The 23895-nt window shown below is 71.8% G+C and carries 23 protein-coding genes; 4 read left to right on the forward strand and 19 right to left on the reverse strand.

Annotated features, from left to right (window positions below; all coding sequences use genetic code 11):
* Position 1 precedes the first annotated feature (1 nt).
* From ACWCP0_RS21650 to leuA, 3 genes are all read right to left on the reverse strand, one after another.
* Complete coding sequence (locus ACWCP0_RS21650; protein ID WP_451080428.1) at positions 2-2164, reverse strand: MMPL family transporter; 2163 nt, start codon at positions 2162-2164, stop codon at positions 2-4.
* Positions 2165-2330: 166 nt separating this feature from the next.
* Complete coding sequence (locus tag ACWCP0_RS21655; protein ID WP_451080429.1) at positions 2331-3050, reverse strand: TerB family tellurite resistance protein; 720 nt, start codon at positions 3048-3050, stop codon at positions 2331-2333.
* 178 nt (positions 3051-3228) lie between these two features.
* Positions 3229-4992, reverse strand: coding sequence for a 2-isopropylmalate synthase (leuA, locus tag ACWCP0_RS21660; protein WP_451080430.1), 1764 nt, complete (start codon positions 4990-4992; stop codon positions 3229-3231).
* Positions 4993-5311: 319 nt separating this feature from the next.
* On the opposite strand from leuA, the gene ACWCP0_RS21665 reads away from it, so the two are divergent.
* Together ACWCP0_RS21665 and ACWCP0_RS21670 are read left to right on the forward strand one after the other, a co-directional pair.
* Entirely contained in the window at positions 5312-6379 is a 1068-nt protein-coding gene (locus tag ACWCP0_RS21665) for a M4 family metallopeptidase (protein ID WP_451080431.1), read from the forward strand.
* A 34-nt stretch (positions 6380-6413) separates the two neighbouring features.
* The gene (locus tag ACWCP0_RS21670; protein ID WP_451080432.1) at positions 6414-6680 is read left to right on the forward strand and encodes a protealysin inhibitor emfourin; all 267 of its coding nucleotides are present in this window, start codon (positions 6414-6416) and stop codon (positions 6678-6680) included.
* Between the two features lie 43 nt (positions 6681-6723).
* Here ACWCP0_RS21670 and era read toward each other — a convergent pair whose 3' ends face one another.
* The 10 genes from era to ACWCP0_RS21720 form a co-directional block, all read right to left on the reverse strand.
* Positions 6724-7680, reverse strand: coding sequence for a GTPase Era (gene era, locus ACWCP0_RS21675; RefSeq protein ID WP_451080433.1), 957 nt, complete (start codon positions 7678-7680; stop codon positions 6724-6726).
* 54 nt (positions 7681-7734) lie between these two features.
* A complete protein-coding gene (locus tag ACWCP0_RS21680; RefSeq protein WP_451080434.1) occupies positions 7735-8676 on the reverse strand; it encodes a WxL protein peptidoglycan domain-containing protein in 942 nt (313 codons plus the stop codon).
* Between the two features lie 62 nt (positions 8677-8738).
* Positions 8739-10088, reverse strand: a complete 1350-nt coding sequence (locus ACWCP0_RS21685; protein WP_451080435.1) for a beta-xylosidase — start codon at positions 10086-10088, stop codon at positions 8739-8741.
* A 239-nt stretch (positions 10089-10327) separates the two neighbouring features.
* Positions 10328-10813, reverse strand: coding sequence for a hypothetical protein (locus tag ACWCP0_RS21690; RefSeq protein WP_451080436.1), 486 nt, complete (start codon positions 10811-10813; stop codon positions 10328-10330).
* A gap of 411 nt (positions 10814-11224) precedes the next feature.
* Positions 11225-11578 carry a cytidine deaminase gene (locus ACWCP0_RS21695; RefSeq protein ID WP_451080437.1) on the reverse strand — a complete coding sequence of 118 codons (354 nt, stop codon included), beginning with the start codon at positions 11576-11578 and terminating at the stop codon, positions 11225-11227.
* 87 nt (positions 11579-11665) lie between these two features.
* Positions 11666-12019, reverse strand: a complete 354-nt coding sequence (locus ACWCP0_RS21700) for an MmcQ/YjbR family DNA-binding protein (protein ID WP_451080453.1) — start codon at positions 12017-12019, stop codon at positions 11666-11668.
* An 8-nt stretch (positions 12020-12027) separates the two neighbouring features.
* On the reverse strand, positions 12028-13296 hold the full coding sequence (locus ACWCP0_RS21705; RefSeq protein ID WP_451080438.1) for a hemolysin family protein: 1269 nt from the start codon (positions 13294-13296) through the stop codon (positions 12028-12030).
* Complete coding sequence (gene ybeY, locus ACWCP0_RS21710) at positions 13293-13790, reverse strand: rRNA maturation RNase YbeY (RefSeq protein WP_451080439.1); 498 nt, start codon at positions 13788-13790, stop codon at positions 13293-13295. Before ybeY ends, ACWCP0_RS21705 begins: the two co-directional genes overlap by 4 nt.
* 13 nt (positions 13791-13803) lie before the next feature.
* Entirely contained in the window at positions 13804-14829 is a 1026-nt protein-coding gene (locus tag ACWCP0_RS21715) for a PhoH family protein (RefSeq protein WP_451080440.1), read from the reverse strand.
* Positions 14830-15070: 241 nt separating this feature from the next.
* Positions 15071-16165 (reverse strand): carbohydrate kinase family protein, encoded by a 1095-nt coding sequence (locus tag ACWCP0_RS21720; RefSeq protein WP_451080454.1) that lies wholly within the window; start codon positions 16163-16165, stop codon positions 15071-15073.
* Positions 16166-16517: 352 nt separating this feature from the next.
* On the opposite strand from ACWCP0_RS21720, the gene ACWCP0_RS21725 reads away from it, so the two are divergent.
* Complete coding sequence (locus ACWCP0_RS21725) at positions 16518-17897, forward strand: MFS transporter (protein WP_451080441.1); 1380 nt, start codon at positions 16518-16520, stop codon at positions 17895-17897.
* Between the two features lie 24 nt (positions 17898-17921).
* Here the strand turns inward: ACWCP0_RS21725 and ACWCP0_RS21730 are convergent, their stop codons facing one another.
* The 4 genes from ACWCP0_RS21730 to ACWCP0_RS21745 form a co-directional block, all read right to left on the reverse strand.
* Positions 17922-18920 (reverse strand): adenosine deaminase, encoded by a 999-nt coding sequence (locus ACWCP0_RS21730; protein ID WP_451080455.1) that lies wholly within the window; start codon positions 18918-18920, stop codon positions 17922-17924.
* Between the two features lie 19 nt (positions 18921-18939).
* Entirely contained in the window at positions 18940-19848 is a 909-nt protein-coding gene (locus ACWCP0_RS21735; RefSeq protein WP_451080442.1) for a ribonuclease Z, read from the reverse strand.
* A gap of 6 nt (positions 19849-19854) precedes the next feature.
* Positions 19855-20214 carry a histidine triad nucleotide-binding protein gene (locus ACWCP0_RS21740; RefSeq protein ID WP_351227466.1) on the reverse strand — a complete coding sequence of 120 codons (360 nt, stop codon included), beginning with the start codon at positions 20212-20214 and terminating at the stop codon, positions 19855-19857.
* Between the two features lie 151 nt (positions 20215-20365).
* A complete protein-coding gene (locus tag ACWCP0_RS21745) occupies positions 20366-20836 on the reverse strand; it encodes a hypothetical protein (RefSeq protein WP_451080443.1) in 471 nt (156 codons plus the stop codon).
* A 76-nt stretch (positions 20837-20912) separates the two neighbouring features.
* Between ACWCP0_RS21745 and ACWCP0_RS21750 the strand changes: the two genes are divergently transcribed.
* A complete protein-coding gene (locus ACWCP0_RS21750) occupies positions 20913-21293 on the forward strand; it encodes a hypothetical protein (RefSeq protein WP_451080444.1) in 381 nt (126 codons plus the stop codon).
* Here the strand turns inward: ACWCP0_RS21750 and ACWCP0_RS21755 are convergent.
* Both ACWCP0_RS21755 and ACWCP0_RS21760 read right to left on the reverse strand, forming a co-directional pair.
* Positions 21264-21995 carry a 16S rRNA (uracil(1498)-N(3))-methyltransferase gene (locus tag ACWCP0_RS21755; RefSeq protein WP_451080445.1) on the reverse strand — a complete coding sequence of 244 codons (732 nt, stop codon included), beginning with the start codon at positions 21993-21995 and terminating at the stop codon, positions 21264-21266. The genes ACWCP0_RS21750 and ACWCP0_RS21755 overlap by 30 nt on opposite strands.
* Entirely contained in the window at positions 21992-23065 is a 1074-nt protein-coding gene (locus ACWCP0_RS21760; RefSeq protein WP_451080446.1) for a nitronate monooxygenase, read from the reverse strand. Before ACWCP0_RS21760 ends, ACWCP0_RS21755 begins: the two co-directional genes overlap by 4 nt.
* Positions 23066-23895 lie beyond the last annotated feature (830 nt).

The following is a 23895-nucleotide window of genomic DNA, read 5'->3' on the forward strand; positions in this document are numbered from 1 at the left end:
GTCATCCTCCGGTACGGGGTCGGTCCTCGGCCGCGGTGACCGCACTGGCGGCACTGACGGCGCTGACGGCACTGACGGCACTGGCCTTGCTGAGCCTTCCGGGCCACCACACCCTGCGGCCGAGCAGCAGGCTCGCGCTCGTCACCAGATAGGTCCGTACGAGGAAGGTGTCGAGCAGCACCCCCACGGCGACGACGAAGCCCAGCTCGACCAGCGTGACCAGCGGCAGATTCATCAGGACCGCGAACGTGGCCGCCAGCACGATACCCGCGGAGGCGATGACTCCGCCGGTCGTGCGCAGTGCGGTCAGTGCGGCCGCCCGGGGCTCGGCGCCGGACAGGGCCTCCTCGCGCATCCGATGCATCAGGAAGATGCCGTAGTCGACGCCGAGGGCGACGAGGAAGACGAAGGAGAGCAGCGGCAGCCCGGGGTCGACGCCCGCGAAGCCGAAGAGCGACTGGAAGACGAACCCGCCGAGGCCCATGGCCGCACCCCATACGGCGACGACCGCGACGATGAGGATCAGCGGGGCGACGATGCTGCGCAGCAGGGCGACGAGGATGAGCAGGACCGCGGCGAGCACCAGAGGGACGACGATCTTCCGGTCGCGTGTGTTGGTGTCCTCCAGGTCCAGTTGCTGGGCGCTCGCTCCGCCGACGCACGCGCCGTACGGGCCGTCGAGACCCGCCCGCAGCGCCTTGATCGTCGCGGTCTCGCCGGCCGTTTCGGGTGCGTCCTCGGCGAAGACGGCCAGCTCGGTCCAGCCTTCCGCGGTGCGTCCGCGTTCGGCGGCGGCCACGCCGTCGGTCGCGCGGGCCGCGGCGAGTGCCTGGTCGGCGGTGCCGGCCGGGGTGATCACGCTGATCGGCTGGCTGCTGCGGTCGGGGTAGGCGGCGGCCAGGGCCCGCATCGCGGAGACGGACTCCGGGCGTTCGGTGAAGCTGTCCTCGTTCTTGAGGGTTCCGGGCAGTTGGAACGCGCCGAGCGCGAGCGCCCCGAGCAGCACCGTCCCGGAGGCGAGGACGGCCACCGGCCGGCGCGCGGCGGAGCCGCCCATCGCGGCGAACAGACTGCGGCGCTGCTCGGCCTCGCTGCCGTAGCGAGGAACGAGGGGCCAGAAGACCCTGCGCCCGAGCAGCACGAGCAGGGCGGGCAGCAGCGTCAGCATGGCGGCCAGCGCGCAGACCACGCCCACGGCCCCGACGGGACCGAGCCCGCGGGCACTGTTGAGGTCGGCGGCGAGCAGGCACAGCAGGCCCGCGGCGACGGTCCCCGATGAGGCGAGGACGGCGGGCCCGCAGCCGCGCAGGGCCGCGTGCATCGCGTCGTACGGCTGCGGGACGCGCCGCAGTTCCTCGCGGTAGCGGGCGACGAGCAGCAGCGCGTAGTCGGTGCCCGCGCCGAAGACGAGGACGGTCATGATGCCCGCGCTCTGGCTGGTGACGGTGATGTCGAGGCCTTGGGCGAGGCCGTAGATCACGGCCCTGGTGGTGAGGGCGGCGACGCCGACGACGATCAGCGGGACGAGCCACAGGAACGGGCTGCGGTAGGTGAGGATGAGCAGGACGGCGACCACGACGACGGTCGCGATCATCAGCGTGCCGTCGATGGTCTCGAAGACGTCCTCCATGTCGGTCTGGAGGGCGCTGGGCCCGCCGACCTCGACGCTCAGTCCGCCGCTGCCGCTCACGCCGGCCCGTACGTCCTCGACGAAGGCGGCCCGTGCCTTCTCGTCGTTGCCGGGTTCGGTCGACGACACGGGGAACATGAGGGTGGTGCCGTCCTCGGCCGGGATGCCCCTGGGCTCCTCTTCAAGGTCGTGCGCCGCGGCGATCCGGGCGACCTGGCGGGCCGCGGTCTCGCGGTCGGTGGCGGTCAGTCCGCTGTCGCGCTGGTAGACGATGACGAGTTCGGTGGATTCGCCGCCCGGCAGCGCCTGCTGGATCCGGGCGACCTGGGTGGAGTCCGCGCCCGCCGGCAGATAGTCCACGATGTTGTCCCGCTGTACGTCACCGAGCTTGCCGGCGAAGGGCGCGGCGACGGCGAGGACCGCGATCCACAGGGCGAGCACCGCCCAGGGCAGTGCGGCGCGGCCGGGGCGCTGTTTCCCGGGGCCCGGCGGGGCGGCCGGTGCGGCGTCGTACGAGGTGGTCGGGGCCCCCATCGCGGGCCTCCCTCCGGCTGGGTGTCTGGACGGATCCAGACTCCCGTCGCGGGAGGGCCGATTCGTCGGGCCACAGGGCGAGTTCGGGGCTACTCCCGGGGGCGGCGGGCGGGGGCGGTTACTCCCCGGGGCGTACCGGCCACGCGGACCGGCTGCCCGGGCCGTGCTACGTCGAGGGCGTGCGCGCTGCCGCGAGCAGCCGCGCGGTGTCGTCCGCGCGCAGCCGCAGCGCGTTGCCCACGGTCGTCAGCACGTCGCGCTCCGCCGGGCTGTACGGCCCGTCCGCGAGGGCGATCCTCGCTCCCTGCAGCAGGATCGATTCGCGTCCCGCCGGGGCGAGGTGCGGGGCGAGGGGTTCCAGTGCCTCGTGGAGTTCGATGGCGAGGGCGGCGCCGCACGGCCCCGTGTCGGTGACGAAGCGGCCGGTGTCGGCGGCGAGCGCCTCGATCATCGTCGTCAGCTGGTCCTCCGTGCAGTCGACGATCCCCGCGGCGCGGACCGTGGCGACCGCGGTCTCCCTGACCGTGCGCGACGAGGTGCCTCCGGCCGCGAGGACGGCGAGGGCGACCGTGTGGACGGCGTCGCGGAGCATCGCGGAGAAGCGGACGGTCGTCGGATGGTCGAGGGCGTCGGTGCCGAAGTGGGCGTGGCAGGCGGCGCATTCGAGGACCGGGCCGCTGAAGCCGCGCGGGATGACGGGGATGCCGAGGACGGTGAAGCGGCGCCTGCCGGTGCGGCGGCGGTAGTTGCGGTCGCCTCCGCATGCGGAGCAGAAGAACTCCCCGTCGCCGACGGTGGTCCAGGACGTGCGCACGCCGAAGACACGAAGGGGACGAATGCCGTTGATGCTTGGTTTTCGGCCACGTTGTCCTCGGGCTGGCAGCACGTCGCACCTCCGTCACTCCCCCGTAGCCCTTCGGGCACGGGGGTGCCCCCGCGGCAACATTGCCGCATTGACGTGATGTTAGCCACATCGTCGATGTGACGTCAGCACCCGGGAGCCAGATCGCCCGGACATGGCCGAACCCCGCCCCCATGACGGGGGCGGGGTTCGTGAGGAGGTACTAGCGCGCCGCGCGGTTGACGGCCGAGACGACCGCCTTCAGCGACGCACGCGTGGTGTTGGCGTCGATTCCGATGCCCCACAGGACCTTTCCGTCGATGGCGCATTCGATGTACGAGGCGGCCTGCGCCGAGGCGCCCTCGCTCATTGTGTGCTCCTGGTAGTCCAGGACGCGGGCGTCGACCCCGATCGTGTTCAGCGCGTCGATGAACGCGGAGATCGGGCCGTTGCCGGAGCCGGACAGGACGGTGTCGACGCCGTCGACGACCGCGTCCACCGTCAGGGTGTCCGTGCCGTCCGTGTCCGACGTGCTCTGGCCGGAGCGCAGCTGGATCCGGCCCCAGGGGTTGTCCGGGTTGGGCAGGTACTCGTCCTGGAAGACCGACCAGATCTCCTTCGGCGTGATCTCGCCGCCCTCGGCGTCGGTCTTGGCCTGAATGATGCGGGAGAACTCGATCTGCATGCGGCGCGGCAGGTCCAGCTTGTGGTCGTTCTTCAGGACGTACGCGATGCCGCCCTTGCCGGACTGCGAGTTGACGCGGATGACCGCCTCGTAGGAGCGGCCGACGTCCTTCGGGTCGATCGGCAGGTACGGGACCGCCCACTCGATGTCGTCGACGGTCTTCCCCCGGGCGGCCGCGTCGGCCTCCATGGCGTCGAAGCCCTTCTTGATGGCGTCCTGGTGGGAGCCGGAGAAGGAGGTGTAGACGAGGTCGCCCGCGTAGGGGTGGCGCGGGTGGATCTCCATCTGGTTGCAGTACTCGCTCGTGCGACGGATCTCGTCGATCTGCGAGAAGTCGATCTGCGGGTCGACGCCCTGCGAGAACAGGTTCATGCCCAGGGTGACCAGGTCGACGTTGCCGGTCCGCTCGCCCTGGCCGAACAGGCAGCCCTCGATGCGGTCGGCGCCCGCCATGATGGCCAGCTCGGCGGCGGCGACGGCGGTGCCGCGGTCGTTGTGCGGGTGGACGGACAGGCAGACGTGCTCGCGGCGGGTCAGGTTGCGGGACATCCACTCGAAGCGGTCCGCGTGCGTGGACGGCGTCGAACGCTCCACGGTGGCGGGCAGGTTCAGGATGATCTCGCGGCCGGGGCCGGGCTGCCAGACGTCGCAGACGGCCTCGCAGACCTCCAGGGCGAAGTCCAGCTCGGTGTCGGTGAAGATCTCCGGGCTGTACTGGTAGCCGAAGTCCGTCTCGTCGCCGAGCAGCTTCTCCGCGTACTCCATGACCAGGCGGGTGCCGTCGACGGCGATCTGCTTGATGTCGTCCTTGGAACCGCGGAAGACGACCCGGCGGAAGACGGGTGCCGTGGCGTTGTAGAGATGGACGGTGGCGCGCTTCGCGCCGATCAGCGACTCGACGGTGCGCTCGATCAGGTCCTCGCGGGCCTGGGTCAGGACGGAGATGGTCACGTCCTCGGGGATCGCGCCCTCTTCGACGATCGAGCGTACGAAGGCGAAGTCCGTCTCACCGGAAGCGGGGAAGCCGACCTCGATCTCCTTGTAGCCCATGCGGACCAGCAGGTCGAACATCTCGCGCTTACGGGCCGGCGACATGGGGTCGATCAGGGCCTGGTTGCCGTCGCGCAGGTCCGTGGACAGCCAGCGCGGCGCCTTGGTGATCCGCTTCTCGGGCCAGGTGCGATCCGGGATCGACACGGCCTCGTACTGGCCGTACTTGTGGACCGGCATGCCGGAGGGCTTCTGGGTGTGCGTCGTGCTGGTGATCGGCGTGGGCCGGCCGATCCACTGCGACTGAGACATTGCGTAGGGCTCCTCGGTGTCCTGCTGGGGGACGGCCGACTGTGTCGAAGCAGCACCAGACTCCGCGGGGAGGGGGTCGGCCTACGACTACAGGCCCTCGCCGCGGCAGCTAAGAAGAAGCAGCCCGAAACGCATGATGCCGACGAGCCTAGCTGAGCCCGGGCGTGAGCGCCGGTCCTGTTTCAGTATGCGGGACGAGCGATCAATAACGGCAAAGTAACGCCCAAATGTGACTCATCACCCTATTCAGTGAGCAATACCTCACTCATCACGGTCGCAGCTAGTGACATCGTCATGACCGAGTGCCACATTGCCAGACATGGATTCCTCGACGCCACCGGTCCTGTCCCCCGTCTTCTGCGGCATCGTGCCGCCGCACCTCCTCGACAGGCTCGCCCGCTCCGACGACCCGGCGATCTCCGCGGCCGCCCGCCGCACCCTGGTCGCGGACGCCGCACAGCGCACCAGCCGCCGCCTGACCACCGTCATCGGCGCCCCGGCCCCCGCCGAGCCGGTCGTGGACGGGCCGCAGCGCACCCTCCACGACGCGGAGCACAGGACGGACCTGCCCGGCACGAAGGTGCGCGGCGAGGGCGACGAGCCGGGCCAGGACGCGACCGTCAATCGCGCGTACGCCGGCCTCGGCGCGACCTTCGAGCTGCTGCTGTCCGCGTACGGGAGGAACTCCATCGACGGCGAGGGCCTGCCGCTGATCGCGACCGTCCACTACGACGAGAAATACGGGAACGCCTTCTGGAACGGCGAGCAGATGGTGTTCGGCGACGGCGACGGCGAGATCTTCCTCGACTTCACCGTGCCGGTCGACGTCATCGCGCACGAGCTGGCCCACGGCCTCACCCAGTACACGGCGAATCTCACCTACTTCGGCCAGCCGGGCGCGCTCAACGAGTCCGTATCGGACGTGTTCGGCTCGCTCGTCAGGCAGTACACCCTCGACCAGACCGCCGACGAGGCCGACTGGCTGATCGGCGCCGGGCTGCTCGCCCCGCGGGTGACGGGCGTGGCGCTGCGGTCGATGAAGGAGCCGGGCTCGGCGTACGACGACGACGTGCTCGGCAAGGACCCGCAGCCCGCGACGATGGACGACTACGTCCGTACGGGACGGGACAACGGAGGGGTGCACATCAACTCCGGCATCCCCAACCACGCCTTCTACCAGCTGGCCACCCGGCTCGGCGGCAAGGCATGGGAGCGGGCGGGGCAGATCTGGTACGACGTGATGGTCTCGGGGTCCCTGGAGGTCGACGCGTCCTTCACCGACTTCGCCAGGGCCACCGTCGCGGCGGCGGCCGCGCGGTACGGGGAGGGCGAGGAGCACGAGGCGGTGCTCAAGGCCTGGTCGCAGGTCGGCGTACCGGCCAACTGAGGCGGAACGGCGCGGGACGGGTTAGACAGGACCCATGCGTATTCAAGTGCGACGCACGGGTGGTTTCGCCGGCATCGAGAAGGTCGCCGAGGTGGACACCTCGGCCCGCGCCGATGCCCAGGAGTGGCATGCCCTGGCCGAGCGGGCCGTGGACGACGGCCGGGGCACCCCGCCGGTGGGGGTACCGGACGGTTTCCAGTACCAGCTCACCGTGGACGGGAAGACGGTCTACTGCGCCGATCCGAGGCTCACCGAGGAGCAGCGCAAGCTGATCTCGATGGTCCTCGAGGAAGGCTCCTAGGAAACGCGGCCGGGAAAGGCGGCGTCCGGGACGGCCCGGGACCTCAGAAGCCGAGCCTGCGCAGCTGCTTGGGATCCCGCTGCCAGTCCTTCGCCACCTTCACGTGCAGGTCCAGGAAGACCGGCGTGCCCAGGAGCGCCTCGATGTGCTTGCGGGACTTGATGCCGACCTCCTTGAGGCGGCTGCCCTTCGGGCCGATGATGATGCCCTTCTGGCTGGGGCGCTCGATGTAGACGTTCGCGTGGATGTCCAGGAGCGGCTTGTCCGCGGGGCGGTCCTCGCGCGGCAGCATCTCCTCGACGACCACCGCGATCGAGTGCGGCAGCTCGTCCCGTACGCCCTCGAGCGCGGCCTCGCGGATCAGCTCCGCGACCATGACCTGCTCGGGCTCGTCGGTGAGGTCGCCCTCCGGGTAGAGCGGAGGACTCTCCGGCATGAGCGGGACGAGCAGGTCGCCCAGCAGCGCGACCTGCTTGTCGCCGACCGCCGAGACGGGGACGATCTCCGCCCACTCGATGCCGAGCTCCTGGCCGATCCGGTCGATGGCGATCAGCTGCTCGGCGAGCGTCTTGGAGTCGACCAGGTCGGTCTTGGTCACGATCGCGACCTTCGGGGTCTTCTTGATCCCGGCCAGTTCCTTGGCGATGTACCGATCCCCCGGACCGATCTTCTCGTTGGCCGGAAGGCAGAAGCCGATCACGTCGACCTCGGCCCAGGTGGTCCGTACGACATCGTTGAGGCGCTCGCCGAGGAGCGTGCGCGGCTTGTGCAGTCCGGGGGTGTCGACGAGCACGAGCTGTGCGTTCAGGTCGGGGCGGTGCACGATGCCGCGGACGGTGTGGCGGGTGGTCTGCGGCCGGTTGGAGGTGATGGCCACCTTCTGGCCGACCAGAGCGTTCGTGAGGGTGGACTTGCCCGCGTTGGGGCGGCCGACGAAACAGGCGAAGCCGGCGCGGTGCGGGGCCTCGGATCCAGGGGTGTGAACGCTCATGCGGGCCATTCTCCCCGATCCGCGGCCCCTCACGTACCGCGCGCCCTCGCCGGGCCGCCGTCGTCACGCATCGCGCACCCTCCGGTGCCGTACGCGCAGCCACACCGCCGCGCCCGCACCCGCCGCCGACAGGACGCCCGCGACCAGCCAGGGCAGGGCGAGGAAGGACACCGCCGAGGACTCGCGCACGTCACGCGCGCTCGCGGTCAGCGTGACCTCGCCCCAGTCGAACTGGGGCGCTCCCGGCCACCGTTCGGTCAGCCGGATCTTCTGGCGCGGCAGCAGTTCGCTGGGGATCTTCGTCAGGTCGCGGGCCAGGAGCGTACGGCCGAAGAGGCCCTCGGCGCGGAGGGCGACCTTGGGATTGAGCGTGACGTTGCCGCGGTTGTGGAGCGTGTACGAGATGAGCGCGCTGCTCTCGCCGATGCCCGGGACCAGCGGCCGGTCCGGGGCGTACCGGACGTCCTCGACGGACAGGGCGGCCATCGTCGGTCCGTTCACCCGTAGGTAGATCCGGGCGCCGACGGCCCGCTGGACACCGACCGCGACCGATTCCCCGGACCCCGCGGCGACGCGCTCGTCGAGGGCGACGACGGCGCCGGGGTGGTCGCCGGGCTCGGCGGTCTCGGGGACGGTGAGGGTGTAGGGGACGGTGACCGAGGACCGCGCGGGGACGGTGACCCGGTCGCGCTCCGGTTTCGCCCAGGCGCCGACGCCGTGCTGGCGCTCCTTCCGGGTGCGTACGGCGAAGCCGCCGTCGCGTTCGGTGTTGTACGCGTCGGCGGCGTACAGCCGGAAGGTCAGCGGGGCGGCGGTCTTGTTGCTGACGGTGACCCGGTCGGTGAGCGTGGTGCCGGGCGTGGCGAAGAGAGAGAAGTACGGGCGGCTGCCGAGCGCGGAGGCGGCGGGCTCGACGGACCACTCGCCGTTGTCGGCGGCGTGGGTGCCCGGGGCGCCGTACAGGAGGGCGGTCAGGGCCAGGAGGAGTGCGGACAGCTTTCGCACGGGTGCGGAACCCCCGGGAGTCGGGGCGGGCCGACCGGGTGCGCGCCCGGCCCGCCTGGTGGTCACGTGAGCGTCAGCGTGAGCACTGCGGCGTAGGCGCCCGGGGCCGTGAACGCCGGGACGTCCAGCGACACCTTCGCGCCCGCGGTGAACTCACCGCCGGTGAACGCTCCGTCGGGGGCGGAGGCCAGGGTGGCACCGGCGTTGCCGACCACGCCCGCGGAGCCCGCCGCGCAGGTGCTGGGGCTGCCCGCCTTGGTGGTGCAGGACGGGGTCCAGGAGAGCTTGCCCGCGTCGATCTTTCCGCCCGGTCCGGTGAAGTCGGTGACCCTGCCGGTCAGGGACCAGCCCGCGGGGCCGCCGCGGAAGTCCTTGACCGTCACCGCGTTCAGGTCTCCGGTGGCGGCGCCGCCCTGGCCGAAGTCGACGGACGTCAGCGGGACGGAGTCGCCGGCCTGGGTCATGGACAGGGTGCCCGCCTTCACCGATGAGGTGATCTGCTGGCTGAGCGGGGGCACGTCGCCGACGAGCGTGTACGCCGCCGGGCCCGCACCCTTCGCCGGATCCCAGCTCGCGCCCTCGAAGGCGACGATGCCGACGGTCGCCGGATCGTTGATCTTCGGCCGGAAGGTGAAGCTGCCCGCGGCGTTCGCCTTGGAGGTGATCGTGTCGGCGGTCGGTCCGGAGCCGTTCCACCCGGCCACGGTGACATCGGCGTTCGCGGTGAACCTGGCCCCGGTGACGGTCACCCGTTCGCCGGGCTTCCCGGAGGCCGCGCCGAGCGTGATGGTGCGCTCGTTGACCGGGCCGCCGTCGTCCGTCGCGATGATCGTCCGGGAGACGGGGGCGGGCGGATTCGTCACCGTGCAGGGGGTGTCCAGCTCCATGATGTAGCTGGTGTGGATGTTGTAGTCGCCCGGCGAGAGGGTGATCGAGCCGGGCGCGGTGACCGTGAACGTCCCGGTCATCGAGAACGGCGGGAACTCGCCCTTGCCCGGGACCGGCGGGTTCTTCTTGGGGCCGGTGACGGTGACGCTGCCGCTCTGGGTGCCGCCGAGGGCGACCTTGCCGCTGGGCGTCATGATGTCGGCGGGGAGCGCGAGGTCGACCGGGTTGCTCGCCGCGGGCTTGGTCACCGTGTAGGTGACGGTGACCGTGTCGCCGACCTTGGGCGCGGCGTTGTCGACGGTGATCTCAGCGGTGGTGGTGCCGTCGATCGGCGGGATGCCGGCGATGGGCGGCGGCACGCAGTGCGTGGGGAAGTCCACCGCCACGGACGCCGTCGCCTGCGCGACGGCAGGCGATGCCGGCACCCCTGCCCCGGTGACCGCGAGCGCGGTCACCCCCAGGGCTGCCGCCCATCGACGTCTTCGGCCGGCAGATCTTCGGTTCGGCGGACCCGAGAAGGCCATGGTTACCCCCTCCTGAGGGTGTGGATGCAGCGGCTCTTCTGCTCTTCTGCACCTACGGGGGGCCATTGACGACCGGTGGGCGGAAGAAGTCAATGGAATCGAAATGTCCTGACTGATGGGCCATCAGATACTGTCAACTTCCCCGCATGCGGGGGCCTGCCGGTACTCACCGGATGACACATCAGCAGAAGCAGGGCCGCCACCAGGAGGGGCGGCGGCCCTTTCGCTCCTGGCGTGGATCAGTCGGCGACGAACTCGCTCGACTGCGAGGTGACGGCTTCGCACTCGACCGTCGTGCCGAAGATCTCCAGCGTGAGGGCGGTGCCGCCGAAGTACGAGTCGAGCGTGTCACCGGCCGCGAAGCCGGTGGAGCTCGTGAGGGGACCGCTGGTGAACGGGTTGAACGCCGGGATGGCAGGGTTGGAGCTGCCCGTGAACGTGGCGGTGCCGGGGCCGCCGTTCAGGGTCAGGACGAGCGTGGTGGTCGCGTCGCCCGCACCGATGGGGAGGGGCGTCACGACGGACGTGCTGACGGTGATCGTGATATAGCCGCCCGACTGTGTGGCATGGAGGTCGGCGTCGCCACCGCCGAAGGCCCCGCAGTCGTACTCCGCGGTCGCGTCGGCGGGCTGGACGGCCGGCGCGGCCGGCGCGAAGACCAGACCGCTCACCGCGAGCGCCCCCGCGGCCAGTGCCGTGCCGATGCCGAACCTGCTGCGTCTCATTCGATTCCCCTTCCCTTGTCCGGGAGTTGGTCGTATGCCGCATTTCGGGCGCACCGATCCACGCGGTGGACTCCCACCGGACCCGCCGTCCGGTCGTACGGACATGCGGGCACGGCGCTGCAGGGCTGCGTGACGGGTGTACGCGGACCGTCCGCGGGCGGGGTGCGGACGCCACACCGAGGGAGGGACGACCGACCGCGGCCCGGGGCTGCGGCTCGCGCCCAGTACCCGGCCGCCCAGGAATCTGACGGTCCGTCGGAAACTGCTGTTTTTGATGCGCAGTGGAGCGGCGATTGCAAGAGAAGGCCGCTTGATTCTTCAACGGACTTGACACCGGGACGCTACTGTCCGGTCGGCGAGTGGGCCGCCTCCGGCCGGCGGCGGCGCGTCAGAAGGCCACGAGGGTGTGCGTCAGCCGGCCGTGAGGGCGAGCCGCACCGTTCCGTCCGGGCCCGCCAGCAGTACGGGGGTCTCAGGGCCGCCCAGGTCGCGTACCGCCGCGCGGTCGGCGTCCGCCGCGGTCTCGGCCTCGGTCACCACCGCCGCGGCCTCCAGGGACTTCGCACCGCTTGCGACCGCCATCGCGACCGCGGTCTGCAGCGCACTGAGCTTCAGCGAATCCAGCGCCACGGTCCCCGCGACATACGTACGCCCGGTCTCGTCCCGCACGGCCGCGCCCTCCGGCACACCGTTGCGGGCGCGTGCACTGCGGGCAAGCGTGATGATCTTGCGGTCCTCGGGGCCAAGCTCGGTGCTCTCAGTCATGTGCCGAGCATAAGGCGGGGGTCCCCGGCCGGCTCCCGGCGCCCCGGGCCCGCGGGCCCGGCAGGATCCTGAGGACGGGCCCCTCGGTCAGGGCCGGTCCAGGCGGAGCCGCTCCGCCTTCGGGAGGCCGGCGACGACGAGGTCGTAGGAGTCCTCGACGAGCTCGCGGACCATGCGGGCCGGGAGCTCGTCCACCGTCAGCGTGTTCCAGTGGCGCTTGTTGAGGTGCCGGCCGGGCACGATCTCCGGGTGCTCGGCGCGCAGCCGCACCGCCTCGTCCGGGTCGCACTTGAGCCCGATCTTCAGCGGCGTCGCCTCCAGGTCGGTGATCGCGAACATCTTGCCGGCGACCTTGAAGACCGACCACTCGGGGCCGAAGGGGAACTCCTCCACCGACGCCGTCTGCTCCAGACAGAAGGCCTTCAGCTGCTGCGCGGTCAGCCGGTCCGTCACGAGGGCTCCACCAGCACCGTGACGATCTTGTTCCGGCGGCCGGCCGGCGACTCCGCGGTCAGCCGCAGGAAGCGGCCGTCCGGCAGCTCCACCACCGCGCTCGCGCCTGCGATCGGGACGCGCCCGAGGGACTTGGCGAGCAGACCGCCGACGGTCTCGACGTCCTCGTCGTCGAACTCGTCGAGACCGAACAGCTCACCGAGGTCACCGACGTCGAGCCGCGCGGTGACCCGGTAGCGCGAGTCCCCGAGCTCCTCCACGGGCGGCAGCTCCCGGTCGTACTCGTCGGTGATCTCGCCGACGATCTCCTCCAGGATGTCCTCGATCGTGACGATGCCGGCCGTGCCGCCGTACTCGTCGATGACGACCGCGACGTGGTTGCGCTCCTGCTGCATCTCGCGCAGCAGGTCGCCCGCGTTCTTGGTGTCCGGCACGAAGGTCGCCGGCCGCATCGCCGTGGAGACCAGCTCGGCCTCCGCGTCCCGGTTGATGTGCGTCTTGCGGACGAGGTCCTTCAGATACACGATCCCGACGATGTCGTCCTCGTTCTCGCCGGTCACGGGAATCCGGGAGAAGCCGGAGCGCAGGGCGAGGGTGAGCGCCTGGCGGATGGTCTTGTAGCGCTCGATGCAGACCAGATCGGTGCGCGGGACCATGACCTCCCGCACGAGGGTGTCGCCGAGCTCGAAGACGGAGTGCACCATGCGGCGCTCCTCGTCCTCGATCAGCTGCTCCTGCTCGGCGAGGTCGACCATCGCGCGCAGCTCCGCCTCGCTCGCGAACGGTCCCTTGCGAAAGCCCTTGCCGGGGGTCAGCGCGTTACCCATGAGGATCAGCAGCTGCGGCACCGGGCCCATCACGCGGGCCAGCGGGAGCAGGACGTACGCCGCGGCCGTCGCCGTGTTCAGCGGGTGCTGGCGGCCGATGGTGCGCGGCGAGACACCGACGGCGACGAAGGAGACGAGGACCATCACGCCGATGGCGACGGCCAGCGCCTCCCAGGTCTCGGGGAACTCCTGCAGACAGGCGTACGTGACGAGGACCCCTGCCGCCATCTCGCAGGCGACCCGGACGAGCAGGGCCACATTGAGATAGCGGGTGGGGTCGGACGCGACCTGGACGAGTCGCTCCGCGCCGCGCCGCCCGGAGCGCAGCGCCTCGGCGGCACGGAAGCTGGAGACGCGGGCGATGCCCGCCTCGGCGCACGCCGCCAGCCACGCGACGACGACGAGGAGGACGGCGCCGATGATCAGTTGGGTGCTCATGAAACGGTCGGCGCCGGGGACGGGCCGGTCAGACCCTTCTCCGAGCGCCAGCCGTCGACGATCGCCGCCTGCAGGCCGAACATCTCGGCGCGCTCGTTCGGCTCCTCGTGGTCGTAGCCGAGGAGGTGCAGCACTCCGTGGACGGTGAGGAGCTGGAGCTCATCGTCCATGGAGTGCTGGGTCGGCGCCTCCTCGCCCTGCTTACGGGCGACCTCGGGGCAGAGCACGATGTCACCGAGGAGCCCCTGCGGGGGCTCCTCGTCGTCCTTGACCGGCGGGCGCAGCTCGTCCATCGGGAAGGACATGACGTCGGTCGGGCCGGGCAGGTCCATCCACTGGATGTGGAGCTGCTCCATGGCCTCGTCGTCCACGACGATCACCGAGAGCTCGGAGAGCGGGTGGATACGCATCCGCGCGAGCGCGTAGCGGGCGATGTCGAGGATCGCCTGCTCGTCGACCTCGGTACCTGACTCGTTGTTGACGTCGATCGACATGGTGCTGACCGGTTCACTTCCCGTTGGTGCCGTTACGGCTGTCGTACTGCTCGTACGCGTCGACGATACGGCCGACGAGCTTGTGCCGGACGACATCCTGCGACGTCAGCATGGAGAAGTGCACATCCGGGACGCCGTCCAGGATCTCCCGGACCTGGCGCAGACCGCTCTTGGTCCCGCCGGGCAGGTCGACCTGGGTGACGTCACCGGTGATGACGATCTTCGATTCGAAGCCGAGACGCGTCAGGAACATCTTCATCTGTTCCGGATTCGTGTTCTGCGCCTCGTCGAGGATGATGAACGCGTCGTTGAGCGTGCGGCCCCGCATGTACGCCAGCGGCGCGACCTCGATCGTGCCCGCGGCCATCAGGCGCGGGATCGAGTCGGGGTCGATCATGTCGTGCAGTGCGTCGTAGAGCGGCCGCAGATACGGGTCGATCTTCTCGTAGAGCGTGCCGGGCAGGAAGCCGAGCCGCTCGCCCGCCTCGACGGCCGGCCGGGTCAGGATGATCCGGTTGACCTGCTTGGACTGGAGCGCCTGGACCGCCTTGGCCATGGCGAGATACGTCTTGCCCGTACCGGCGGGGCCGATGCCGAAGACGACCGTGTGCTGGTCGATCGCGTCGACGTAGCGCTTCTGGTTGAGGGTCTTGGGCCGGATGGTGCGGCCGCGGTTGGAAAGGATGTTCTGCGTGAGGACTTCGGCCGGGGTCTCGTCCGGTCCGTCGCCGTTCTCGCTCGCCCGGAGCATGGCGATCGAGCGTTCCACTGCGTCCTCCGTCATCGGCTGTCCGGTGCGGAGCACCAGCATCATCTCGTCGAACAGACGCTGGATCAGTGCGACTTCCCGCTCGTCGCCGACCGCGCTGACCTCATTGCCCCGGACATGGATGTCGGCCGCCGGGAAGGCCTTCTCGATCACGCGCAGCAGGGCGTCACCCGAGCCGAGAACGGTCACCATCGGATGCTTGGCGGGGACGGTGAAGTGGGCTCGTGCCTGCCCCGGCGCTGGGGTCTGGGCTGTGGGTGTCTGAGTCATGGGCCGGCTCTGTGGCCTGCACATACCTCCCGTTGCAGGGTTCTCGCTGCTCGACAACCTCTGGAACACCAAGCGTACGACCCCGCACGGACACTCCCGAAGCGTTTTTCCGCACGCATCCACCGCCGACCGCGCCCCGGGCCCGGACCGGGCGGTCCGGACGGGCCGCACAGGCCTCACAGCCGCGTCCGCGATCCAGCGCGGTCGACGATCCAGCGTCGTGGCGGCCGGGCCGGCGGGATCACGCGGAGCGGCGGAAGCCGATCGTCGGCACCGCGCGCTGCAGCGGCCAGGGGCGGCAGGACGCGGGCAGCAGCCCGCCCAGGAAGCCGTAGCGGGCGAGCGCCTGCGGGTCCTGGTCGGCGCATCCCTGGACCCGCTGCCACCAGGCCGCCACCTCCGACCAGCCGGGCGCGGAGAGCGAGCCGCCGAACTCCTGCACCGACAGGGCGGCCGTCAGTCCGGCGAAGGCCAGCCGGTCGGCGAGCGGCCAGCCGGCGAGCGTGCCGGTGACGAAGCCCGCCATGAAGACGTCGCCGGCGCCCGTCGGGTCCAGCGCCTCGACCTCGATCGCCGGGACCTCCGCGGTCTCGCCGGTGGCGCCGTCCACGGCGTACGCGCCCTCCGCACCGAGCGTGACGACGGCGACCGGCACCTTCTCGGCCAGTACGCGCGCGGCGGCGCGCGGGCAGTCGGTGCGGGTGTAGCGCATCGCCTCCTCGGCATTGGGCAGGAACGCCTCGCACAGCTCCAGCCCGGGGAGGGAGGCGAGGTCCCAGCGGCCGGTGTCGTCCCAGCCGACGTCGGCGAAGATCCGGGCGCCGCGCGCGGCCGCGTCGGCGATCCAGCCCTCGCGGCGCCCCGGGACGAGCGAGGCGACGGCGGCCCGTGCACGGGGCGGGCCGGCGGGGACGGTGTTCTCCGGGTTCTCGGAGGGCGGGGCCTCGTGGCCGTGCGAGACCATCGTCCGCTCGCCCTCGTACGCCATGGAGACCGTGACCGGGGAGTGCCAGCCGGGGACGGTCCGGGACAGCGTCAGGTCGATGCCCTCGCCCTGTTCCAGCGCGTCCCGGCAGTAGTCGCCGTAGTGGTCGTCGCCGAAGTCCGCGGCGAGGGAGGTGTGCAGGCCGAGGCGGGCGAGCGCGGTGGCCATGTTGGCGACGCCGCCGGGACTCGAGCCCATGCCGCGCGCCCAGGACTCGGTGCCGCGGACGGGCGCGCTGTCGAGGCCGGTGAAGATGATGTCGAGGAAGACCGTGCCGGTGAGGAAGACGTCGCACGCCGGGTCGCCGTCGCCGCGGACGGCGCTCAGCGGGTCGACGTGCTCGCCGCTCAGCGGGTCGACGCGCTCGCCCGGCGCGAGGGCATCGGAGGTCAACGGGTGGGCACCGGAGGTGCGTTGCAGGTGTCCGTCGGGCGTGATCACGGCGGCTCCCGGAATGCGGCGCAGAGCTGTGCGGAGCGGTACGGATCTGGCCAGTGTGCCTGATTCCCGTCCTTCGTCACGGGTTGCGGCGCAGGGAAATCTTGCGCGCCTACCCCTGTGATTCCGGAGCAAACGGAATGTGTCCTGGCTCACACCATTCCAGCTTCTCCGCGACCGGGCGCACTTGATACAAATTGGCGCGCGTTCCCGTGCAACACCGGGCGCTCCCCCCTCGTGCCGCTCTCTGTTCCCGGGAACGCCCATGCCCTCGCGCCCGCGCGCCGCGTGGCCCCTGGTCGCCGTCTTCGCCGCCGGTTACCTCGCCGCCTACCTCCTGCCGACCGTCGTCGGCCGGCTCTCCGCCGGACTCGGTCTCACCCCCGCGGAAGCCGGTCTCGTCGGCTCCACCCTCCTGTTCCATTCGGCCGTCGCCGGTTTCGTGCTGGCGTCGCGGGTCGAGCGGTACGGGCCTCGGCGGCTGTCCAGGCTCGGCCTGCTGCTGGCCGTCGGCGGGTACGGCTCCGCCGCGCTCACCTCGTACGTGCCACTGGTGGTCGCGGGGGTGGCGGTCGGCGGGCTCGGCTCGGGCACGGCCACGGCGGTCGCGGCGGCAGGGATCGCGACGCAGCGCGATCCGCACCGGGCCTCCTCGCTGGGGCTGCTGGCGGTCTCGGCGACCGCTGGGGCGCTGTATCTGACGATCCCGCGGCTGGGGGGCGGGCATGTGCTGCCGTTCGCGGCGCTGGCCGTGGCCGCGGCTGCGGTGTGGCCCGCGACCGGGCGGCTGAAGGCGGCTGAGGGCTCCGTCGCGGGCCAGGCCCAGGCTCATCGCCCGGCCGAGGCTCAGGGCCAGCCGGCGGCTCACGGCCCGGTCGCGGTCAGGTCGCGTGCGCGGCTGCCCAGGCGGCGTTCGGGCGCCGTTCTGGCAGGCGCGATGTTCTGCTGGTCGATGGCGCAGAACGCGCTGTGGGGCGTCAGCGGGCGGATAGGCACCACCCAGGCCGGGCTGAGCGAGGTCACCGTCGGCGCGGTCTTCGCGGTCGGGCTGGGCGCGGGGCTCGCCGGGGTCATCGGCGCGGGCGCGCTGGGTGCGCGGCTCGGGCGGGCCGTCCCGATCGGGGCCGGTACGGCGCTGATCGGCGCCTGCATCGTGGTCAGTTCGTCGGCGCGGGGGTTCACGGACTTCGCGGTCGGCGAGGTGGCGTGGAACGTCTTCTACCCGGTGGTCCTGTCGTATCTGATCGGCCTCGCCGCCTCGCTGGACCCACGCGGGCGGTGGGCGGTGCTGGTGGGCTCCGCATCGTCGCTGGGCGTGGCGTGCGGACCGGTGACCGGGAGTGTCCTCTCGGAGCACGCGGGGTATCCGGGCATGGGCCTCGTGCTGTGCGCGCTGCTGCTGGCCGTGGCGGTGCCGATGACCGCAGTGGCGCTGCACACGTCGGGCCGGCCGCTGGTGCCGGGTGCGGTGCGCCGCCGCGGCGGCAACCCGGCGGCGGTGGTCGCCGGCGCCGCCTCGTCGGGCGCCCGCGTGCCGCAGATCGGCGCGCCGGAGCAGGAGGTCGCCGAGATCCCCGTGCCGGCACCCGTACGTGGCAGACGGCGCCTCCTGCGCGACCGCGCGTCGAAGGCGCTCGCGTCCTGATTCCGAGCGGCGGACCGCCCGGCGTCAGTCCGCGTCGAAGTCGTACGACTCCACCTCCGCGAGGTACCTCTCACGGCGCTGCTCGTCGTGGTCGAGGAACGCCGCACGGAAGGAGTTGCGGGCCAGTTCGCGCAGCTGGTCCTGGCTGAGGGACAGGGCCTCGCGGACCGCGTGGAAGGTGTCGCCGACGTAGCCGCCGAAGTACGCGGGGTCGTCGGAGTTGACCGTCACGAGCAGTCCGGCGTCCATCATCGCGCGCAGAGGGTGGTCCTCCAGGGTGTCCACGGCGCGCAGGCGGACGTTCGACAGCGGGCAGAGCGTGAGGGGGATCCGGTCGCGGGCGAGCCGTTCGACGAGGCCGGGGTCCTCCATGGCGCGCAGGCCGTGGTCGATGCGCTCGACGCCGAGGACGTCCAGGGCCTCCGTGATGTACGCGGGCGGGCCCTCCTCGCCGGCGTGGGCGACCTTGCGCAGGCCCAGGGACTCGGCCGCGGCGTACACCTCGCGGAACTTGGCGGGCGGATGCCCCACCTCGGCCGAGTCGAGGCCGACTCCGCTGATGTGGTGGAGGTAGGGCTTCGCGGAGTCGAGCGTGGCCATCGCGGACTCGGCGGACTCGTCCCGCAGGAAGCACATGATCAGCTGCGTGGAGATGCCGTGCCGCTCCTCACTGCGGTCGAGCGCGTGCGCGAGTCCCTCGATCACGGTGCCGACGGGGACGTCCCTGGCAGTGTGCGCCTGGGGGTCGAAGAAGATCTCGGCGTGCCGTACACCCTGGGCGGCGGCCCTGGCGAGGTAGGCGTCGGCGAGTTCGGCGAAGTCCTCCGGGGTCCTCAGGACCGCCATCAGGCCGTAGTAGAGGTCGAGGAAGGACTGCAGGTCGCTGAAGAGGTACGCCTTGCGCAGGTCCTCGGCTCCCGCGTACGGGAGGTCGACGCCGTTGCGCTCGGCGAGGGCGAAGGCGAGTTCGGGTTCGAGAGTGCCCTCGATGTGAAGGTGCAGTTCGGCCTTGGGGAGGGACAGAAGAGGCATCGGTGCTCGCTCAGAGTTCGCGTTTGGGTACGGGGACCCGGACGAGGTCCCGGGCCACGGAGAGTTCGCCGTCGAAGCCCGCGGCCCGGGCCTGGCGCTCGAACTCCTCGGGTTCGCTGTAGCGCTGGGAGAAGTGGGTCAGGACGAGGTGCCGTACGCCGGAGTCGCGCGCCACCCGCGCCGCCTGGCCCGCGGTGAGGTGACCGTGGTCGGTGGCGAGCCGGTGGTCGTCGTCGAGGAAGGTCGACTCGATGACGAGCATGTCGCAGCCCTCGGCAAGTTCGTACGCCCCGTCGCAGAGGCGGGTGTCCATGACGAAGGCGAAGCGCTGTCCGCGACGGACCTCGCTGACGTCCTCGAGGGTGACGCCGCCGAGTTCCCCGTCGCGCTGGATGCGGCCCACGTCGGGGCCCTTGATGCCGTGCGCGGCGAGCCGCTCGGGCAGCATGCGGCGCCCGTCGGGTTCGGTGAGCCGGTAGCCGAAGGACTCGACGGGGTGGGAGAGGCGGCGTGCCTCGAGGGTGTAGGCGGAGGTGGTGGCGAGTACGCCGCCGTCGGCGACCGGGGCCTCGGTCAGCGGGACCGACTCGCGGTAGGCCGTGGCGTACCGGAGGTGGTCGAAGTAGCGCTGCCCGCTCTTGGGGTAGTGCGCGGTGACCGGGTGCGGGACCTGGTCGAGGTTGATGCGCTGGATCACCCCGGCGAGGCCGAGGGAGTGGTCGCCGTGGAAGTGGGTGACACAGATCCGGTTGATGTCGTGCGCGGCGACGCCCGCGCGCAGCATCTGCCGCTGGGTGCCCTCACCCGGGTCGAAGAGGATGCCTTCGCCGTCCCAGCGCAGCAGATAGCCGTTGTGGTTGCGGTGCCGGGTGGGGACCTGGCTGGCGGTGCCGAGCACGACCAGTTCTCGCACGGACATGGGTGGCTATCCCGGCGGCCAGTTGAAGCCGCGGCCGCCGAGGACATGGAGATGCGCGTGGAAGACGGTCTGTCCGGCGCCCGAACCGGTGTTGAAGACGACGCGGAAGCCGGTGCCGTCCACTTTGTCCTGGGCAGCAACCTCGCCCGCCTCGCGCAGTATGTCGGCGACGACCAAGGGCTCGGCCGCGGCGAGCGAGGCGGCGTCCGGGTAGTGCACCTTGGGGATCACGAGCACATGGGTCGGTGCCTGCGGGTTGATGTCGCGGAAGGCGACGGTCGTCTCTGACTCCCGGACGACGGTGGCCGGCACCTCCCCCGCGACGATCTTGCAGAACAGGCAGTCGGCTTGCGGTTCTCCCGCCATGGTCCGGGCCCCTTCACCACTCATGACTGACGACTGACGACTCACGACTCACGACTCACGACTCACGACGATCAGTATGTGCGCATGCTATCGCCGCGGGGCGCAGCGGGCGGGCGTGGCTACTTGCCGGGCGTGCGGGTTTCCGTGACCGTCACGGTGACGGTGACGGTACGGTGGGGCGGGGTGCGCCGTTTCCCGGGGCGGGGTCCCGGCTGGGGGCCGGACGGGAGGCCGAGCAGTCGCCGAGGACGTCGGCGCGGAAGACCGTGCGCGTGCCGGCCTTCGCGGTGAGGTCGCCGTGTACGCAGCGCCCGCCGACCTCCTGGGTGACCTTGCCGGTGAGGGTGATCTGCGTGCCGTCGCCGGTCTCGCCCTCGCAGTCGACGGTGGCGACGCTCGGTGGTGAAGGGGAGGCCGTGGTCCCGGAGTTGAGCGTGCTCGTACAGCTGAGCCATCGCACGTCGACCCCGGCACGCTCCAGTGCTCTGGTGCCGCTGGTGTCCGTCGTGCGGGACACCGCCATCGTGCTCAGCCCGCCGGTGCCGGGCTCGCAGGCCGCGGTGCCGACGGCTGCCGCGCCGGCCAGTCCGATCGCTGCCAGTACACGTGTGTACGCGCGCATACGCGGCAGCGTGCCACCGCTCCTTCAGCCGCGGTAGACCGCTTGCGGCCACAACGCGTCGCGTACGGTGGGGCTCATGGGCAACGACCGCAGAGTGCGCAGGCTGACCGTCGGTGACGACGTGTGGCTCTGGTCGCTCAGGCACGGGCACCGCGACGGGACCTGCCGCAAGGCGCTCTCGCTCACGCGTGAGGGGACGGGCGTGCGGCTGCGGATCGAGTTCCGGGACGGGCCTGGACGGATCGTGTCCGGAGGCTACTGGGACGCGGGTTCGGTCGGCGTCCGCGGCGGCGACTGGCTGAATCTGCACGAGCCCGGCGCCGTACGGCAGTTGCTGGACGAGGCGCTGGCGGCCGGGTTCACGGCGCCGGCCGAGATCGACGGCTGGCAGCTCTTCGACGCGCTGGTGGGGCGTACCGCTGCCGCGTCAGGACCAGCGGCCGGTACGGCCCAGTAGCAGCGCGGCGGCCGCCGTGCCGGCCGTGGAGGTGCGCAGGACGCTCCGGCCCAGTCGGTACGGCTTCGCGCCCGCCTCCGCGAAGGCGGCCAACTCCTCCGGGGACACGCCCCCTTCGGGTCCGACCACGAGCACGATGTCGCCGGTCGCGGGGAGCGCGGCGGTCGCCAGGGGCTCGGCACCCTCCTCGTGGAGGACGGCAGCGAAGTCGGCGTCGGCGAGAAGCTGCCCGACCTGCTTGGTCGTCGCGGCGTCCGCAACCTCCGGGAAACGGAGGCGGCGGGACTGCTTGCCCGCCTCACGGGCGGTGGCGCGCCACTTCGCGAGGGACTTCGCGCCGCGGTCGCCCTTCCACTGGGTGATGCAGCGGGCGGCGGCCCACGGCACGATCGCGTCGACGCCGGTCTCGGTCATGGTCTCCACGGCGAGTTCGCCACGGTCGCCCTTGGGCAGTGCCTGGACGACGGTGATACGCGGCGCGGGCTCGGGCTCGTGGCGGAGCTCGGTGACGGTGACGTCGAGCCGGTCCTTGCCCTCGACGGCGGCGACGGCGCCGTAGCCCCCGGTGCCGCGCCCGTCGGTGAGGACGATCTCCTCGCCGACCCGGAGGCGGCGTACGGAGACGGCATGCCGGCCCTCGGGACCGTCGAGGGTGACGGTGCCGGCGTGGACGTGGTCGACGAGGAAGACGGGGGCGGTCATGAGGCGTCCCGCAGGGCGAGGGCGGCGCTCGCGGCGTGCACCTCGGCGGCGAGGACCTCGACGAGCCGCCCGGCGGGCAGTTCGCGGGCCAGGCGGTGGCCCTGCCCGGCCCAGAGGGCCATGCCCTGCGCGTCGCCCGCCTTCGCGGCGGCCTTGCGCAGACCGGAGGTGAGGTGGTGGACCTCGGGGTAGGCGGCGGGGGCGTACGGCCCGTGCTCGCGCATGAAACGGTTGACGAGCCCGCGGGCGGGACGGCCCGAGAAGGCGCGGGTCAGCTCCGTCCTGGTGAACAGCGGGTTGGTCATCGCCTGCTTGTGCAGCGCGTTCGCGCCGGACTCGGGGCAGACGAGGAACGCGGTGCCGAGCTGGGCGGCGTCGGCCCCGGCGGTGAGGACGGCGGCGATCTGGCTGCCGCGCATGAGCCCGCCGGCCGCGATCATCGGAAGCTGCACGGACTCACGGATCAGCGTGATCAGGGCGAGGAGCCCGATGCCGCTGCCGTCGGTGCCGGGGTCGTCCCGGTGCGAGCCCTGGTGACCGCCGGCCTCGAGGCCCTGTACGCAGATGGCGTCGGCGCCCGCGTTCTGGGCGGCCTGGGCCTCGTCGGGCGTGGTGACGGTGATGACGGTGAACGTGCCGGCGCGCTTGAGGGCGGCGACGGTGTCCTGGGTGGGGCAGCCGAAGGTGAACGACACGACGGGCACGGGGTCGTCGCGCAGGATGGCCAGCTTGGCCTCGTAGCCGTCGTCCCGTCCGGCCTCGGGGTCGCCGAGCGGGGTGTCGTACCAGCGCGCCTCGCCGGCGAGCTGATGGCGGTAGACGTCGACGGTGGCCGGGTCGGCGTAGTGCGGCTGCGGCATGAAGAGGTTGACCCCGAAGGGGCGGCCGGTGAGCCCGCGGACCTGTTTGATCTCCTGGTACATGCCGTCCGCGGTCTTGTACCCCGCGGCGAGGAAACCGAGCCCGCCGGCCTCGCTCACCGCGGCGGTGAGCTGGGGGCAGGAAGCGCCACCGGCCATGGGGGCCTGCACGATCGGGTGACGACAGAGATCGGTCAGCGCGGAGGACATGCCCGCATCGTGCCACGTCCCACGGCCCTGACCGAACCCCACCCTCCTCGGTATGCCCGCGCGCCCACGCCCACGGCGCCTCGGGCACGCGGGCCCGTCGGCCTGACGGGGTGGACCCACACCCATGGCTCCTTCGGCGCAGAGGTACCGACGGGCCCGACGGGGCGAGCCCACACCCACAGGCGCCCGGCACCGGGTGTTGTGCCCACCCGTTCCTCCCCCAGGACTTCGTCCTGGGGGACCCCACGCGGAACGCATGCCCGCAACGGATGGGCGTGCAGGTACCCCTGGTCCGCGGCGCGAAGCGCGCGGCGCGGGGCGGGGGCCGTCAGGCCCCATAAGCCTCCCCGGAAGGGGGCTGAGGGAAGGCAGGCACGTCACGCCTGCGGAGCCCATTCCCACAACCTTCTGGTCCACGCCGCGAAGCGGGCGGCGGGCGGCGGGCGGCGGGCGGCGCCAGGGTGGCTCGCGCCGCGAAGCGCGCGCGGCGGGCCGGGGTGGGGGGCCGACAGGCCCCATGAGTCTTCGCCGACAGGGGGCTGGGGGCGGAGCCCATTCCCACAACCCTCTGGTCCGCGCCGCGAAGCGGGCGGCGGGCGGCGGACGGCGGACGGCGGGCGGCGGGCGGCGGGCGGCGGGCGGCGGGCGGCGGGCGGCCCAGGGTGGCCCGCGCCGCGAAGCGCGCGGCGGGCCGGGGTGGGGGGCCGACAGGCGGGCATGAGTCTTCGCCGACAGGGGGCTGGGGGCGGAGCCCCCAGTTACGGGAAGGGGCGGGGTGGGGGACCGAGCCAGAAACCTGACCAATCTTCGAATATCGCCCGCGCTCAACC

The sequence above is a fragment of the Streptomyces sp. NPDC001970 genome, assembly GCF_053594115.1.